The sequence below is a fragment of the Microbacterium sp. Kw_RZR3 genome (genome assembly GCF_029222405.1).
Classification (GTDB): Bacteria; Actinomycetota; Actinomycetes; order Actinomycetales; family Microbacteriaceae; genus Microbacterium.
The window spans coordinates 12,787-29,328 of record NZ_JARHXC010000218.1 but is presented as its reverse complement, the minus strand read 5'-3'; the positions used below and the strand labels follow the sequence as shown (position 1 = coordinate 29,328).

14 protein-coding genes are annotated in these 16,542 nt (G+C 70.5%); 7 read left to right on the top strand and 7 right to left on the bottom strand.

The genetic code is table 11. From position 1 onward, the window contains the following. The first annotated feature begins 182 nt into the window (after positions 1-182). From P2P98_RS12085 to P2P98_RS12075, 3 genes are all read left to right on the top strand, one after another. Positions 183-2,219, top strand: coding sequence for a bifunctional aldolase/short-chain dehydrogenase (locus P2P98_RS12085; RefSeq protein WP_275800092.1), 2,037 nt, complete (start codon positions 183-185; stop codon positions 2,217-2,219). After that, positions 2,216-3,673, top strand: a complete 1,458-nt coding sequence (locus tag P2P98_RS12080; protein ID WP_275800091.1) for a rhamnulokinase family protein — start codon at positions 2,216-2,218, stop codon at positions 3,671-3,673. The genes P2P98_RS12085 and P2P98_RS12080 overlap by 4 nt, the downstream gene beginning before the upstream one ends. A gap of 67 nt (positions 3,674-3,740) precedes the next feature. Then, positions 3,741-4,997 (top strand): alpha-hydroxy acid oxidase, encoded by a 1,257-nt coding sequence (locus tag P2P98_RS12075; RefSeq protein ID WP_275800090.1) that lies wholly within the window; start codon positions 3,741-3,743, stop codon positions 4,995-4,997. Positions 4,998-5,646: 649 nt separating this feature from the next. Here the strand turns inward: P2P98_RS12075 and P2P98_RS12070 are convergent. Then, the gene (locus P2P98_RS12070) at positions 5,647-5,946 is read right to left on the bottom strand and encodes a hypothetical protein (protein ID WP_275800089.1); all 300 of its coding nucleotides are present in this window, start codon (positions 5,944-5,946) and stop codon (positions 5,647-5,649) included. Between the two features lie 162 nt (positions 5,947-6,108). Continuing rightward, complete coding sequence (locus tag P2P98_RS12065; protein ID WP_058626527.1) at positions 6,109-6,732, bottom strand: TetR/AcrR family transcriptional regulator; 624 nt, start codon at positions 6,730-6,732, stop codon at positions 6,109-6,111. 112 nt (positions 6,733-6,844) lie between these two features. Here P2P98_RS12065 and P2P98_RS12060 point away from each other — a divergent pair, with 112 nt between their 5' ends. Both P2P98_RS12060 and P2P98_RS12055 read left to right on the top strand, forming a co-directional pair. Beyond that, positions 6,845-7,669 (top strand): sugar phosphate isomerase/epimerase, encoded by an 825-nt coding sequence (locus tag P2P98_RS12060; protein ID WP_275800088.1) that lies wholly within the window; start codon positions 6,845-6,847, stop codon positions 7,667-7,669. Then, positions 7,666-8,796 carry a Gfo/Idh/MocA family oxidoreductase gene (locus P2P98_RS12055; protein WP_275800087.1) on the top strand — a complete coding sequence of 377 codons (1,131 nt, stop codon included), beginning with the start codon at positions 7,666-7,668 and terminating at the stop codon, positions 8,794-8,796. The genes P2P98_RS12060 and P2P98_RS12055 overlap by 4 nt, the downstream gene beginning before the upstream one ends. A 207-nt stretch (positions 8,797-9,003) precedes the next feature. Here the strand turns inward: P2P98_RS12055 and P2P98_RS12050 are convergent, their stop codons facing one another. Continuing rightward, positions 9,004-10,029 (bottom strand): S41 family peptidase, encoded by a 1,026-nt coding sequence (locus P2P98_RS12050; protein ID WP_275800085.1) that lies wholly within the window; start codon positions 10,027-10,029, stop codon positions 9,004-9,006. Next, positions 10,026-10,757: a hypothetical protein gene (locus tag P2P98_RS12045; RefSeq protein ID WP_275800084.1), complete on the bottom strand. Its 732-nt coding sequence runs from the start codon at positions 10,755-10,757 to the stop codon at positions 10,026-10,028. Before P2P98_RS12045 ends, P2P98_RS12050 begins: the two co-directional genes overlap by 4 nt. 85 nt (positions 10,758-10,842) lie before the next feature. On the opposite strand from P2P98_RS12045, the gene P2P98_RS12040 reads away from it, so the two are divergent. Beyond that, on the top strand, positions 10,843-12,075 hold the full coding sequence (locus P2P98_RS12040; protein ID WP_275800083.1) for a hypothetical protein: 1,233 nt from the start codon (positions 10,843-10,845) through the stop codon (positions 12,073-12,075). Here P2P98_RS12040 and P2P98_RS12035 read toward each other — a convergent pair. The 3 genes from P2P98_RS12035 to P2P98_RS12025 are packed head-to-tail and all read right to left on the bottom strand — an operon-like array spanning position 12,020 to position 15,470. Beyond that, positions 12,020-13,597, bottom strand: a complete 1,578-nt coding sequence (locus P2P98_RS12035; RefSeq protein ID WP_275800082.1) for a DHA2 family efflux MFS transporter permease subunit — start codon at positions 13,595-13,597, stop codon at positions 12,020-12,022. The two genes, P2P98_RS12040 and P2P98_RS12035, sit on opposite strands and share 56 nt — an antisense overlap. A 53-nt stretch (positions 13,598-13,650) precedes the next feature. Then, positions 13,651-15,027, bottom strand: coding sequence for an MFS transporter (locus P2P98_RS12030; protein WP_275800081.1), 1,377 nt, complete (start codon positions 15,025-15,027; stop codon positions 13,651-13,653). Next, positions 15,024-15,470, bottom strand: coding sequence for a MarR family transcriptional regulator (locus P2P98_RS12025; protein WP_275800080.1), 447 nt, complete (start codon positions 15,468-15,470; stop codon positions 15,024-15,026). Before P2P98_RS12025 ends, P2P98_RS12030 begins: the two co-directional genes overlap by 4 nt. Positions 15,471-15,552: 82 nt before the next feature. On the opposite strand from P2P98_RS12025, the gene P2P98_RS12020 reads away from it, so the two are divergent. Further along, positions 15,553-16,401 carry an alpha/beta fold hydrolase gene (locus tag P2P98_RS12020; RefSeq protein ID WP_275800079.1) on the top strand — a complete coding sequence of 283 codons (849 nt, stop codon included), beginning with the start codon at positions 15,553-15,555 and terminating at the stop codon, positions 16,399-16,401. Positions 16,402-16,542 lie beyond the last annotated feature (141 nt).

Genomic DNA, 16,542 nt, shown 5'->3' with positions numbered 1-16,542 from the left:
GGCGAACCGGGCCTGAGGGGCTTGAGTGTCCACAACACCCGGAGCCGCGCGAAGAACCCCCGGGTGTTTTGGACACTCAGCGACAGAACCGACGTCGGGAGCGGGGCGCGGCCCGCGACGCACGCGACACCACCCACGACACCACCCACGACACGACCCATCACACGACGAGGGATGACGACATGACCACCTCCACCGCGCGCGACCTCGTCGCGCGCAGCAACCGCCTCGGCTCCGACCCCAAGGTCACCAACTACGCCGGGGGCAACACCTCCGCCAAGGGCACCGACATCGACCCCGTGACCGGTGAGCCGGTCGAACTGCTGTGGGTCAAGGGTTCGGGCGGCGATCTCGGCACCCTGACCGAGAAGGGCCTCGCGGTCCTGCGCCTCGACCGCATGCGTGCGCTCGTCGACGTCTATCCCGGCATCGAGCGCGAGGACGAGATGGTAGCCGCGTTCGACTACTGCCTCCACGGCAAGGGCGGGGCGGCCCCGTCAATCGACACCGCGATGCACGGACTCGTGGATGCCGCGCACGTCGACCACCTGCACCCCGACGCCGGCATCGCGATCGCGACCGCAGCCGACGGCGAGGCGCTGACGGAGAAGATCTTCGGCGACAAGGTGGTCTGGGTGCCGTGGCGTCGCCCCGGCTTCCAGCTGGGCCTCGACATCGCCGCCATCAAGGAGAAGAACCCCCAGGCGATCGGGACGATCCTCGGCGGGCACGGCATCACGGCGTGGGGCGACACCTCCGAAGAGGCCGAGACCAACTCGCTCTGGATCATCGACACCGCGCAGGCGTACATCGATGAGCACGGTGCCGCCGAGCCGTTCGGCGGTGTGCGCGACGGCTTCGCGGCGCTGCCCGAGTCGGAGCGCCGTGCGAAGGCGGCGGCGCTGGCCGCGACGATCCGCGGTCTCGCTTCCACTGACAAGCCGATGGTCGGCCACTTCACCGATGCCGACGTGGTGCTGGACTTCCTGGCATCCGAGAACGCACCCGCCCTCGCCGCGCTCGGCACGAGCTGCCCCGACCACTTCCTGCGGACCAAGGTCAAGCCGCTGATCCTCGACCTGCCCGCCGACGCCTCGGTGGAGGACGCGATCGCGCGGCTCAAGGAGCTGCACGCCGAGTACCGCGCCGACTACCAGGCGTACTACGACGCGCACGCGGATGCCGACCGCCCCGCGATCCGCGGGGCCGACCCGCTCATCGTGCTGGTGCCGGGCGTGGGCATGTTCTCGTACGGCGCGAACAAGCAGACGGCGCGCGTCGCGGGCGAGTTCTACGTCAACGCGATCAACGTCATGCGCGGCGCCGAGGCGCTGTCGACCTACGCACCGATCTCGGATGCCGAGAAGTTCCGCATCGAGTACTGGGCGCTCGAGGAAGCGAAGCTCCAGCGGATGCCGAAGCCCAAGACGCATCAGGGACGCATCGCGTTCGTCACGGGGGCGGCATCCGGAATCGGCAAGGCCATCGCGACCCGTCTCGCCGCGGAGGGGGCGTGCGTCGTCGTCGCCGACCTCGACCTCGAGAAGGCCCAGGCCGCCGCTGCCGAGCTCGGCGGGACCGACGTCGCGATCGGCGTCGCGGCGAACGTCGCGGATGCCGAGGGCGTGCAGGCCGCGATCGACGCGACGCTTCTCGCGTTCGGCGGCATCGACCTCGTCGTCAACAACGCCGGGCTCTCGCTCTCGAAGCCGCTGCTCGAGACCACCGAGAAGGACTGGGACCTGCAGCACGACGTCATGGCGAAGGGCTCGTTCCTCGTGTCGAAGGCCGCAGCCAAGGCCCTGATCGAGCAGCGAATGGGCGGCGACGTCATCTACATCTCGTCGAAGAACTCCGTGTTCGCGGGCCCGAACAACATCGCGTACTCGGCGACGAAGGCCGACCAGGCGCACCAGGTGCGTTTGCTCGCGGTCGAGCTCGGCGAGCACGGTGTGCGCGTGAACGGCATCAACCCCGACGGCGTCGTGCGCGGATCGGGCATCTTCGCCGCCGGCTGGGGCGCCAACCGCGCGGCGACCTACGGCGTCGATGAGAAGGACCTCGGCCAGTTCTACGCCAACCGCACGATCCTCAAGCGCGAGGTCGTGCCCGAGAACGTCGCCGACGCGGTGTACGTGCTCACCGGCCCCGAGCTGTCGCGCACGACGGGCCTCCACATCCCCGTCGACTCGGGCGTCGCCGCGGCGTTCCTGCGATGAGCGCTGTGGGGCCGCGAGCCGCTACGGCCGGAGCGCCCCAGGCGACGGCCGGGGCGCCCCGCGCCGTCCGCGCCGTCGCCGCCGTCGATCTCGGCGCCACAAGCGGGCGCGTGATGATCGGCCGCGTGGGCCAGGGCGTGCTCGAGCTGGAGCAGGTCGCGCGCTTTCCGAACGGGCCCGTCGAGAGGGAGGACGGCTGGCACTGGGATCTCGAGGCGCTCTGGGGTCACGTGCAGGCGGGTCTCGCCGAGGCCCTCCGTCGCGAACCGAGCATCGAGAGCGTGGGGATCGACTCGTGGGCCGTCGATTACGGCCTGCTCGGAGCGGACGGCCTGCTCGCCGAACCGTTCCACTACCGCGACGACCGCACGGCGCGTGGTGTGGACGCGGTGCACGGGCTCGTCCCCTTCGAGGAGCTGTACCGCCGCAACGGCCTGCAGTTTCTCCCGTTCAACACGGTGTACCAGTACGCGGCCGACGCTCTGGTGGCCGAGGCCGAGACGAGCCTGCTGATCCCCGACCTCCTCGCCGAGCGGCTCACGGGCCGAAGCGTCGCGGAGCGGACGAACGCCTCGACCACGGGTCTGCTCGACGCCCACACGGGCGAGTGGGACCTCGCGCTCGCCGAGGCTCTCGGCATCCCTTCGCGTGTCCTGCCGCCCCTGGTCGATCCCGGGGAGACGATCGGGCGCGCGCGGGGGCTGGAGGACATCCCGGTGATCGCGGTGGGCTCTCACGACACGGCGTCGGCGATCGTCGCGGTTCCGCTCTCATCGCCGAACGCGGCCTACATCTCGTGCGGCACCTGGGGTCTCGTGGGGCTCGAGGTCGCGGAGCCGATCGTGACGGATGCCGCCCGCGCGGCGAACTTCACGAACGAGGGCGGCGTCGACGGGCGCGTGCGGTTCCTCCACAACGTCACCGGGCTGTGGCTGCTGAGCGAGACGGTGCGCGCCTGGTCGGAGCGCGACGGCGAGCCGGTCGACCTGCCCGCGCTGCTGGCCGCCGCCGCCGCGGAGCCCGCGCCCGCACGCCTGTTCGACGCCGACGACGCCTCGCTCGCCGCTCCGGGCGACATGCCGGCGCGCATCGCGGCCCTGCTCGGGATGCCGGAACCCGGTCCCGACGAGCGGGCGGCCTTCGCGCGGGTCATCGTCGAGAGCATCGCCGATGCGTTCGCCCGGACGCTGCGCACGACGGGCGAGCTCGCCGACCGCGAGATCGACGTGGTGCACCTCGTCGGCGGCGGAGCGCTCAACGCGCTGCTGTGCCAGGCGACCGCGGACCGCAGCGGACTGCCGGTGCTCGCGGGTCCGGTCGAGGCGACCGCTCTCGGCAACGTCCTCGTCCAGGCGCGTGCCCTCGGCTGTTTCGGGACGGACGCGTCCCTCGAGGATCTGCGCGTCCGCGTGGCATCCGTCTGCCCCGCGGTGAGATTCGATCCCCGCTCCTGAAAACCCGGCCCGCGGGCGACCCGACAGGCCTTATGCTGTGGTCAGACCACACGAAAGCGAGACACCCATGGTGCAGCGACAGCTCCCCAAAGTCGGCGAGCTCCTCGAGCTCATGCAGTTCAAGAAGCCCGAGCTCGACGCGCGCAAGCGTCGCCTCGACGCGGCGCTCACGATCGGCGACCTGCGCGCGATCGCCAAGCGACGCACTCCCAAGGCGGCCTTCGATTACACCGACGGCGCCGCCGAGGGCGAGCTGTCGCTCGACCGCGCGCGCCGTGCGTTCGAGGACGTCGAGTTCCACCCCGACATCCTGCGACCCGCCAACGAGGTCGACACCTCGTGCGAGATCCTCGGCGGCCCCTCGGCGCTGCCGTTCGGTATCGCGCCCACCGGATTCACGCGTCTGATGCAGACCGAGGGTGAGACCGCGGGCGCCTCCGCGGCGGCGGCCGCCGGCATCCCCTTCACCCTGTCGACGCTCGGCACGACCTCGATCGAGGGCGTGAAGGCGGCGAACCCGGTCGGTCGCAACTGGTTCCAGCTGTATGTGATGAAGCAGCGCGAGATCTCGTACGGTCTCGTCGAGCGGGCAGCTGCGGCCGGGTTCGACACCCTGCAGTTCACCGTCGACACGCCGATCGCCGGCGCCCGTCTGCGTGACAAGCGCAACGGCTTCTCGATCCCGCCGCAGCTGACCCTCGGCACGATCGTCAACGCGATCCCGCGTCCGTGGTGGTGGTACGACTTCCTCACCACGCCCAAGCTCGAGTTCGCATCGCTCAGCACCACCGGCGGCACCGTGGGTGAGCTGCTGAACGCGGCGATGGACCCGACGATCAGCTACGAGGACCTCGACATCATCCGCGGCATGTGGCCGGGCAAGCTCGTCGTGAAGGGCGTGCAGAACGTCGCCGACGCCGCCCGCCTCGTCGACCTCGGCGTCGACGGCATCGTCCTGTCGAACCACGGCGGGCGTCAGCTCGACCGCGCGCCGATCCCGTTCCGCCTGCTCCCGCACGTCGTGCGCGAGGTCGGCAAGGACGCCACGGTCATGATCGACACCGGCATCATGAACGGCGCCGACATCGTGGCATCCATCGCTCTGGGCGCGAAGTTCACCCTCATCGGCCGGGCGTACCTCTACGGGCTGATGGCCGGGGGACGCGAGGGCGTCGACCGCACGATCGCGATCCTGCGCAGCGAGATCGAGCGCACGATGACGCTCCTCGGCGTCTCGTCGCTCGCCGAGCTCGAGCCGCGCCACGTGACGCAGCTGACGCGGCTCGTGCCTGTTGCGGGCCAGGGGGTCGACGCGCGCGTCTGACGCAGTGGCACGACCTCAGCGATTCGCGCGTCCTCGGCTCGATCGGGCCGTTCGCAGCGGAGATCGTGCGGATTGCGGGGACCGCCTGAAGTTCCCGATTTCGCCCAGCTGCCATCAGAGCCCCTGACTCGCAGGCGTATGGCCGGGATGTCATGCGCCGGTAATCGGTGCGTGAGAGGGTGTGCGTGTCGGGTGGTCAGGACAGTGGAGGGGCGTGACCGTGCGGGGAATTCCGTATCTGGTGATTGCTCTTGGGTTGATGCTCGCCGTGGCGAGCTGGTTGACGTGGAAGCCCTGCCTCGATGGTGATCTCACCGCCTGTTACGACCTTCTCAACCAGAGGCCGTGGGAGCTTGCCCGTTCCGCCGCCTGGGTTCTCTCGTTGCTCGCGTGCGGAGTGGGGTTCATCCCTCGCTATGGCCGGGTCGGAGCCGCGGCGGGACTGGTATTGACCGTTCTTGCGGTACCCGTGCTCGACCCGGGGTTTCCTATCGCTGGCCTGGATTCGGCGGACGGGAACCCCGGGACCGGCATTGTTTGCGGTCTCATCCTCACGTGTGGAGGCGCTCTCTACGCGGCGCTGAGTGAAGTGGATCGTCGCAGGCAGGCGAAAGGAATGACTCCTTTGGGAGTGCCGTCTGCGTGACTCTCAGGGGCACGATCCGTACTTGACGGTGACGTATGCTCCCTGGTTGTCGACCTTCTTCCATGCGCCGGTGCTTGAACCAGTACGGTTCAAGGTCCCCAGATCGATCCCGTTCCGCCCGCCCGGTCGGTATGCGCGGCCGCAAGCTCCGGCGGGAACCCAGAACGCGTCCCAGTCAATGCCCGAGGGCGACCACTTGCCACTGTTGACCCAGGTCGTCTGGCCGGTGATGGTCCACCCGTTGTAGTCGGCTCCAACTTTCACTGACGTCGAACCGGCGTTGTACACCCACCCGCACAGCACTCCCGCAGTGCAGCCCCCGGCTTGAGCGGGGGCAGCGCCGACGACAAGTAGTCCGCCCGCCAGGGCCGCAGTAGTGGCGATTGAGGCGACCCGTCCCCAGAAGCGGGTCCGCGAAGTGGTCGTCTTGGTGAGGTTGTGCGCGCCCCGCGGCGCGGCGGGTGCTCAGCGCGGCGGAGCGAGCAGCCCGCCGAGAGCGCCGAGCACGTCGGCGAGGGGGATCGACGGCTCGAGCAGCCACTGCACCTGCAGACCGTCGGATGCCGCGATCAACAGCGCGGCGACCTGGTCGGGGTCGCAGTCGGCACGGACGCGGCCGTCGGCCTGCTCGGCGCGGAGTCGGTCGGCGAGCTCCTCGCGCAGGCGGGCGAAGCGGTCGGTGAAGTACTCGCGCGCGGTCGCGCTGTCGGCCTTGAGCGACGCGGCGACGAGCGTCGTGTAGAGCTCGACGAGGCCCGGTACCGAGGTGTTGTTCTCGGCGGAATCGGTGAGCGACGACAGGGCGGTCGCGTCAGGGGCGGCGGGCGTCGACTTGGCCGCGTGGTCGTAGACGGCGACGAGCAGCTGCTCGCGCGAGTCGAAGTAGTGCAGGAGCGCCGCGTGCGAGACGCCGAGCGCCCGCGCGATGCTGCGGAGCGACGCCCCCTCGGCCCCGCGCTCGGCGAAGACGTGGATCGCGCGGTCGAGGATCTCCTGCCGCCGCGCGACCCCCTTCGTGTACGCGCCGGAGCGTCCGAGGCGGTCGTCGCCCTCGCTCGCGGGAGCCTCGGCCTCGTCGTCGCTGGTCACCCCGTCAGTGTAGGGGAGATAAAAGCAACCAGTGGTCGGTTTTGTGGTAGCGTTCCCGCAATGCCCTCGGCGCCGTCCGCGGCGCCCTCGACGACGAGCAAGGAAAGGTCCGATGTCGCTCCCTATCCCCTCCGTTCAGCTCTACACGCTGGCCGCAGAATTCACCGCCGACCCGGGCGGCTCGCTCGACCGCCTCGCCGCGATCGGCCTCCGCAACGTCGAGGCGTTCGACTTCGTGCGCCGCCCCGCCGAGATCCGCGCGGCGCTGGATGCCAGTGGCCTGGCCGCCCCGACCGGACACGCCCCGCTGCTCTCGGACGAGCTGTGGACGCCCGACGGCTCCATTCCCACCCCCGCTCCCGAGGTGGTCTTCGAGGCCGCTGCCGAGATCGGCATCTCGACCGTGATCGACCCCTTCGTCGACCCCGCGCGCTGGGTGACCGCCGACGGGATCGCCGACATCGCCGAGCGCCTCAACAAGGCGGCTGACGTCGCCGCCACCTTCGGGCTCAACGTCGGGTACCACAACCACGCGCAGGAGTTCCTCATCGACGTCGATGGCAAGAGCGGCTTCGAGCACTTCGTCTCGCTGACCGACGAGCGCGTTGCAATCGAGCTCGACCTGTTCTGGGCGCTCACCGGCGGCCAGGACGTGCCGGCCCTCGTGCAGCGTCTCGGCTCGCGCCTGGTGGCCGTGCACGTCAAGGACGGCATCGTGCCCGTGCCGAACCCCTTCGCCCCGGATGCCGACCGCAGCGCCACGCGTCAGCTCGACCAGCGTCGTCCCGGCGAGGGCCAGGTACCCCTCGTCGAGGCCATGCAGGTCGCCTCCGACGTGAAGTACGCGGTCATCGAGTACGACCAGGCTCCCGGTGACGTGTTCGACGACATCGCCGCCAGCTACGCGTTCCTCCTCGAGAAGGGCCTCGCCGCGTGAGCGCCCCCGTGGGAGTCGGCATCATCGGTGCCGGCGTCATCAGCGACACCTACCTCGAGAACCTCACGTCGTTCCCCGACGTGACGGTGCTCGCCGTCGGCGACATCGACACCGAGCGCGCTCGCGCCAAGGCCGAGAAGTACGGCGTGGCCTCATGGGGCACCGCCGACGAGGTGCTCGGCAACCCCGACATCCAGGTCGTCGTGAACCTCACGATCCCCGCCGTGCACGTCGAGGTGTCGTCCGCCGCGATCGCCGCGGGCAAGCACGTCTGGACCGAGAAGCCGCTCGGTCTCGACCGTGCCGGCACCGCGCAGCTCCTGCGCGACGCCGAGGCCGCGGGTCTGCGCATCGGCTCCGCGCCCGACACCGTGCTCGGCCCGGGCTTCCAGTCCGCCAAGCGCGCGATCCTCGACGGCGTGATCGGTCAGCCCGTGTTCGCGCAGGCGTCGTTCCAGACGCAGGGGCCCGACCTCTGGCATCCGGGACCCCAGTTCCTCTTCGCGCGCGGCGCCGGCCCCCTGCTCGATATGGGCCCGTATTACCTGACCGCACTGGTGAGCCTGCTCGGTCCGGTGGACCGGGTCGCCGCCCTCGGCGCGAAGCCCCAGGCGCAGCGCGAGATCCACGCGGGTCCCGACGAGGGCACGTTCTTCGACGTCGAGGTGCCCACCACGGTCCAGCTTCTCGCGGCGTTCGAGAGCGGCCAGCAGGCCCAGGGGCAGTTCAGCTTCGACTCGGCGCTCGAGCGTCACGGCGTGCTCGAGATCCACGGCACCGAGGGCACGATCGTGCTGCCCGACCCCAACCGCTTCGAGGGGCCGACCCGCTACGTCAAGCCGCTCGGCGTGCTGCGCGACGGCGCCCGGTTCGACCAGCCCTGGATCGACGTCGAGCAGGAGGGCGTGGTCGTCGGCCGCGGCCTGGGACTGCTCGACATGGTCCGCGCGATCGCCGAGGACCGCCCGCACGTCGCCACCGGTGAGCTCGGCTACCACGTGCTCGACATCATGCTGTCGGCCGAGGAGTCGATCGAGAACGCGGCCTTCACGACCGTCGAGAGCACGCTCGCGGCTCCCGTCCCCGTCGTGCCGCGCGACTTCGATCCCTTCGCGCGCACGATCTGATCGACCCCGCCCCGCCGGTGCGTGCGGCGGGCGGGCGGGCTCCCGCGCGCGGGGGCGCCGAGACCGCATTCGTTTGACGAAGCCGCACCCAATGGGCGGCAAACGCGTGCGGTCTCGGCAAACACGTGCGGTTTCGGCGGTGGTCACTCCGCGCGAAGTGACCAGCCGGCGGGGAGGTTCTTTCGCGGGCCCCGCCCCGGCCTCGCGTCAGCGGCAGCCCTGCGCGCCGATCCATGCGCGCGCGGCCTCGACGGCATCGCCCGGGGCGGCCTCGTCGGGGCTGATCGGGACCTCGGGGAACTCCGTTCCGGTGCGGTCGACGTAGATGCTCTGGGTGAGGATGATCCTCGCTCCGTCCGCCAGCGGAATCGGCAGGTTGGCGGAGGTGTAGCCGGCGGTGGGCGACCCGAAGCTACGGACCCCGTCGACGCCCCGGAACGCGGCCACGACGGCCTCGGCGCTCGATCCGGTCCCGGCATCCTGGAGCACCGCCACGGGAACGCCGGTGATCTTCCCGCGCGAGCTCACCGCGACCACGGTCTGGCCCTCGAGCCCCACGCCGTCGTCTTGCACGGTGACGGTGGTCGCGTCGCCGCTCCGCGTGCGGAACGAGAGGGCCGGGCCGTCGGGCAGCAGCGCGGAGACGCCCGAGAGCATCGGGTACATGTTGCCGCCGCCGTTTCCGCGCACGTCGACGATCCATCCGCACACCTCGTCGGCGTGAGCGGCGATCCCGGTCGCGACGACGTCGGAGTAGTCCTGCTGCGCCCGCTCGTCGGGGTCGACCAGCTCGGGAAGGGTCACGACGCCCACGCCGTCGGCCGCCGACACCGCCGGGAGGGCCGAGGTGACCTCCTCGACGCCGGGCATCTCAGCCGGAGGCTGGAAGCTCGAGTGCTTCCCGCCCGCCGCGCGGGTGGCCGCGTCGATCAGGGGGTAGAGCTCCTCGGCGCTCCGGGCCGAGGGCGCCGCATGCAGCAGCTCGGCCCGCGCCGCGGTCCACTCGGGTCCGGTCGCGTAGTAGCCGGTGTCGAGGCGGTCGACGACGATCTCGGCGTACCGCTCGGGGGTGGGCGGCACCAGGTGAAAGCCGAAACGCGGGCCGTACTCGTATGCGCCCCACGCGGCCCCGCCGCCGAGGACCAGCACGACGGCGGCCACCGCGCCCATCACGTACCGCCGGCGTCGGCGTTTCCCGGGTCGGACGGCATTGCTCTTCGGGGTGTCGCTCACCCTTCGATGCTCGCAATCTCACCCGCCGGGCACATCCGTCCAGGGGAGTATTCCGCTGCGCCGAGAGGCGGACGAGCGCTGCCACCGACCTCGACCGGGACACCCGCGAGGCCCGCGAGCACGCCGAGCGCTTCCGCCACGGGGTACGGCTCGCCGTCGGATGACCGGATGCCACGGGCCCCCACTCCTCGAAGAACGCCACCGACGCGATGCCCGGTGTCGTCAGCGCGGCGAGGCTCGCCACCGTCCACGCCGCGAGCTCGGGCGCGCGAGTGGAACAGCGGGGTCACGGCGAAGCCGACGCCGTCGAGGTCGTCGGGGAGCAGGTCGTGTCCGCGGTTCAGCTCGGTGAAGTGCGTGCGCGCCCCGCCGACGACGGGGAGGTCGAGCCCTTCCTCGCGCAGCGCCTCGCGCAGCGCGGCGACGGTCGTGGCATCCGACAGGTGTTTCTCGGGTCCGTCGCAGGCGAAGGCGCCGACCGTGCGTACGTGAAGACCACGCAGGGCGCGAACCGCTTCGAACAGCCCGGGGGCAGAGGCACGCACGAAACGTACGTCGAGACGGAGCCTCGACGCGGTGGCGCGATCGAGCGCCGCCCGCCATGCGGGTGAGGCGAGGTCGAGTTCGACACGGACGAAGGAGCCGATCGGCGTGGGTTCGGGTGCGGGACCCGGGGCTGTCGCCGCGCCGACGCCGATCGCGGGCACGACGCCGGCCGTATGCAGCACGATCTCGTCCTCGGCGTCGGCGAGGTCAGCTCGACCCCCGGTAGAGGCGAGGGTGCGCGCGGGCTGCGGGCGGTAGCGTTCACGGATGCAGATCCTGCTTGAGAATCCCTCTATGACGGTGAGCTACGGGTCGGCATCCGTGGTCACCGACGAGTCCGTCGATCGCAGCGATCTCGGCGCGCCGTGGGCGGATGAGAGTAACGGCCTGTGTGGAGCCGGTATCCCTGGTCTCCTGGAACTGCAGGTCGGAACGCATACCGGATGGGTGCCGTTCCGCATCGAGCTGCACGAGTCCGAACCCGCTCTCGCATCCCAGTGGGAGGAGGCTGTGGAGGTCTCCTTCACGACCACGCACGATGAGGCGTACCTTCTGGGCCTCATGGACGACAAGGAGTATCGCTTTCCTCTTCCGGCGGGCGACTACCGTGTTCGCTACTGTGCTCGGGGCTTCGACGAAGCGCATCGCGGAGAAGAGGGGGAGGACTTCTATCTGCTGCAGTTCTGGCCGCAGCCACCGTGCGCCGCCAGAATTCTGCGGCAGACGAGCAGCGAGGCCGCGTACTGGCATCGCGCCCGTCGCACCCTGACCCCGCAGGAGCAAGAGGAGGACGATCTCCGCGAGGCCGCGGAGCGTGAGAATCGGGCACGCGAGCGATGGGGAGATCGCGTTCCGAACGAACGCCTTCGCGCAACCCTCGACCAAGGCCTGTGGTCGGGCACCCTCATGAAACTCGACCCTGACCTCGAATTCGCCCTGGCCGAAGCCGATGACACCGTCCACCGTCGCATCGCGGCGTGGGCCGCCCTTCGATGCGCGGACGTATCGGGGCTGATCGGATCGTCGGAGTTCGCGCCGGCCTTCGCGGCCCTCCGTCGCGAGGAACCCATGCCGCCGCCGTTCGACGATCCCGGAGAGTGCTGGGCCCTGTATCGGCGAACGAACGCGCCCCGCACCATCGTGCCGATGCCGCTCGAGGGTGCAGGTCCCGTGTTCGCTCAGGACTGGGCGATCCCCGCCCTGTTCTTCACGGCTCACGCGGATTCGCTCGTGGCGGTGTTGGAGGTCGTCGTGTGCCTGGCCCACGTGCACGGCCGCGATGGATACCGCCAGGCCTTCGCGGACCTGCGGGCGCGGTTCCCCGAACACCCATGGGATGGGGCGTGGCCCACCTCAGGAGGGCTACTTCGCCGACGATGCGCACGCTCGCATCCGGCCGTCGTCGCGACGAAGGCGGTGGCTGTCCGGTCGGACAGCGCGTGCCCTACCGCTCCTCCCTCCGCCTCCCGAGCGTCAGTGTCGACACCAGTCCGAGCGTGAGGAAGCCCGCCGCCGTGAACGCCGCGGCGCGGGTGCCGTCGCTGAAGGCCGCGCGCGCGTCCGCCGCGACGTCCTGGGTCGAGGGCGACTGTCCGAGCCCCGCGATCGCCGCCCCCGCGCTGTCGACGACCTGAGAGACGACCTGATCGCGCTGGGCGGCGGGGAGGCCCCGAGCGTCGAGCGAGCCCGCGAGCACGCCCGCTGTGGTCGAGAACAGGACCGTGCCGAGGATCGCGACGCCGAGGGCCGCTCCCAGCTGGCGCGAGGTCGACTGCGTGCCGGACGCCTGGCCGCTCGCCGCGGGTGGGACGTCGGCAAGGACCACGCCGGTGAGCTGTGCCGTGGCGAGACCCACCCCGAGACCGTAGACGAAGAGGAAGGGGATGAGCGGTCCCCAGGTGGCATCCGGTCCGATCGTCAGGGCGACACCCGCGACGCCCACGATCTCGGCGAGCAGGCCGCCGCGCACGACCCACACGGGGGCGACCTTGCCGCTGAGGGCTCCCGCGACCCCGCTCGCGACGAACGAGCCGATCGCGAGCGAGAGGAGGAGGAGCCCCGTCTGCAGGGCGTCGAAGCCGACGACGAACTGCAGCCACAGCGGCAGCGCGAGGATGATGCCGAACTCGCCGAGCGACACCACCGCCGCCGCGATGTTGCCGTTGCGGAACGACCCGATGCGGAACAGGTCGAACGCCAGCAGGGTCGACAGGCCCCGCCGCTGGCGCCCGACGCCCCACGCGATGAAGGCCACCAAGGCGATCGCCGCGACCGCAAAAGCGATCGGGACGGGCGAGAGCTCGAGGGGCCACATCCACGCACCGATCGTCGGGACGGCGTCGACCGTCCACCAGCCGTACGTGCGCCCCTCGATGAGAGCGAACACGAGCGGGGCCATCGTGAGCACCGAGAGCAGGGCGCCGACGCCGTCGATCGCCACGCGCTGCTCGCTGCGCGACTCGGCGACCGTCAGCAGGACGCCGATCAGGATCAGGATGCCGAGCGGGATGTTGATGCCGAACGCCCACCGCCACGAGAAGGCGGTCGTCAGCCACCCGCCGAGCAGGGGCCCGACGGCCGCCATACCGCCGATCGTCGATCCCCACACGGCGAAGGCGATTCCGCGTCCCTTCCCGCGGAAGGTCGCGTTGATCAGCGACAGGGTGGTCGGCAGGATCATCGACCCGCCGACGCCCTGCACGAGCCGCGCCGCGATGAGGGCTCCGCCGGTGGGGGCGAGGGATGCCGCGACCGAGGCGAGCGCGAACACGACGACGCCGATGAGCATGAGGCGTCGTCGGCCGAACCGGTCGGCGAGACTGCCGAACACGAGCAGGAACGAGGCGAAGACGAGGGTGTAGGCCTCTTGGACCCACTGCACCTCGGTCGACGAGATCCCGAGATCCTCGACGATCGAGGGGACGGCCACGTTGACGATCGTCGAGTCGACGATGATCAGCGAGACGGCGATGCTGATGAAGACGAGCCCCGCCCAGCGGCGCCCGACCATGCGTTCGTTCATGTAGCTAGCTTATCTAGCTACATTGGGTGGCGGCTATCCCTTGACCGGGAGGTTCAGGGGTGATGCGAGGCGGGGCGATGCGCCCCGGGTCGGGGCGCGCGCTCGCCGGTGGCGAGCGGAATCGGCGTCGTTCCCGCCACCTCGTCGCTGAAGTCCTCGGGCTCCGGGGTGACGACGGTGACGGGCCGTGTCTCGTCGAGCGTCAGGCGGAAGCGCTTGGTCTCATGGCGGTGCACGCGACCCGACGACAGCGTCCACGCGACACCGATCCCGCAGGCGGCGACAGCGGCGACGGCGGCGAGTCCGATCGCGACGCGGGGGCCGAACTCGCTCGCGACCCAGCCCACGATCGGGGCGCCCACCGGGGTGCCGCCGAGCAGGATCGCCATATAGAGCGCGAGCACCCGTCCACGCAGCGCGGGGTCGGTCGTGGTCTGCACGTAGCCGTTCGCGGTGGTGAGCGTGGTCACGACGCAGAATCCCGTCAGCACGAGAGTCGCGGCGTACGCGCCGTAGCTCGGTGCGAGCACCGAGAGAGTGGATGCCACGGCGAACCCGCCCGAGCCGAGGATGACCACGCGCATCCGGGCGCGCTCGCGACGCGCGGCGAGCAGCGCGCCGGCGAGCGAGCCGATCGCGACGAACGAGCTCAGCAGGCCGAACCCGTCGGCACCCCGGCCGAACTCGAGGGCCATCGTCGAGGCGAAGATCGGGAAGTTCATGCCGAACGCCCCGAGCAGGAACACCATCGAGAACGTCACGACGAGGTCGGGGCGCTTCGCGACGTAGCGGAACCCGTCCGCGAGCCGCGCGGGGCCACCGCGGCGGTGGTGGACCACCAGTTCGTGGGGGCGCATGATCAGCAGAGCCGCGAGCATGGCGAGGAAGGTCACGGCGTTGACGAGGAACACCCAGCCGGTGCCCACGACCACGATCATGACGCCGGCCACCGCGGGTCCGATGAGTCGGGCGGTGTTGAACGACGCCGCGTTCAGCGCCACGGCGTTCGAGGCGTTCTCTTTCTCGACGAGGTCGGAGACGAAGGTCTGCCGCGCCGGGTTGTCGAAGGCGGTGACCACGCCGAGCGCGAGAGCGAAGCCGTACATCAGGGGGAGCGTCATCACGCCGGTGAGGATCAGGATGCCGAGGCTCAGGGCCAGCGCGAGCAGCGCCGATTGCGTGCACATGATGAGCTTGCGTCGGTCGAAGCGGTCGGCGACCCATCCTGTGACACTCACGAGCAGCAGGGGAGGGGCGAACTGCAGGGCCATGGTGACGCCCATCGCCGCCGCGTCGTTGTCCGTGAGCTGCGTGAGCACGACCCAGTTCTGCGCCGTCGCCTGCATCCACGCGCCGATGTTCGACACCAGGGCGCCGATGAACCAGACGCGGTAGTTGAAGACCGAGAAGGATCGGAACATCGCGCTCATCTCTCCGCCACCTTCCTCATGATCTCGGCCGCCGCGGCCAGGGTCTGGCGCTCCGCCGGGGTGAGCCCGTCGAGGGCCTCTTCGAGCCAGGCGTCGCGCCGCCGGACCGTCTCGTCGACGACGGTGCGACCGGCATCCGTCAAGGCGATCGTGACTTTGCGCCGATCGTCTTCGTGCGGGGTGCGCGTGACGTATCCCGCGTCCTCGAGGAGCGACACCGTGCGGTTCATCGACGGCGCCGTGACGCGCTCGCGCTCCGCGAGCTGACCGAGCGTGTGCTCGCCGTGGATGGTGAGGGCCGCGAGCACCGCGAACTGTCCATCGCTCATGGAGTCGACCGCGCGCTGCGCGCGGAGCCGTCGCGCCAGACGGAACGTCGCCATGCGGAGTTCGGATGCCGCCGAGGTGAGGGCCGTGTCCGGACCTGAATCGTTCGCGCGCATACTCGTCTCCTCTATTCGTTAGCATAGCTCATTAGTTTTGCTAAATAAACCGAGGTCGCCGGGTTGACCCTAGGATCGGCGCATGCCTGAGTTCGTCGACGCATACGGCATCACGATCGTCTACGACGTGTACGAGGCAGAGGATCCCCGCGCCGTCGTGCAGCTGCTCCACGGTGTCGGCGAGCATGCCGGTCGCTACGCGGCGCTCATCGATGCCCTCGTCGCCGACGGCTACACCGTGTACGCCGACGACCACCGCGGGCACGGGCGCACGGGCCTTCGGCAGTGGGGCGGCGATCACACCAAGCTCGGGCGCCTGGGTCCGGGCGGCCTCGGCGCCGCTCGCGACGCGGTCTGGACGCTCACACAGATCATCCGCGAGCGTCACCCCGACCTCCCACTCGTGCTCCTCGGGCACTCGTGGGGCTCCTTCCTCGCGCAGATGCTGCTGGATCGGCATCCGGATGCCTTCGACGCGGTCGTCCTGAGCGGTTCGGCCCTGCGGTGGCCCGGGGCTCTCAACCCCGGCGATCTGAACGGCCCGTGGAAGAAGCTCGGCGGTTCGGGCATGCAGTGGCTCTCGAGCGACGAGCAGGTCGGTCGCGACTTCGTGGCCGATCCGCTGACCACCTCGGTGCCGCTGGCGAAGCTGTTCGGTCCCATCGAGGCCGCGAAGCTCTTCGGTCGCCCGCGCCGCAACCTCGAGCGCGATGTCCCCGTGCTGCTGATGGTCGGACGTGACGATACGGTCGGCGGCCCGCGCAGCGTGCACCTGCTCGCCGACGCGTATCGCTCGCGATCCGGCCTGACCGACGTCACGACGCTCGTGTATCCCGGCGCCCGGCACGAGATCTTCGCCGAGGTGCAGCAGGCCGAGGTCCGCGCCGACCTCCTCGCCTGGCTCGACGCCCGCCTCCCCGCTCGCGCCTGACCCGCCGCGGGGCCCTCCGTGGTGGTGGGGTGCAGCCTCGCTCCGGCCGCCTGCTTCGCCTCGCCCCACCCGCCCCACCCGCGTGCCTCCCCGTGTCGACTTGTCCGGGTTCCGCGTGCGTGGCGTGTCTCATATGCGATG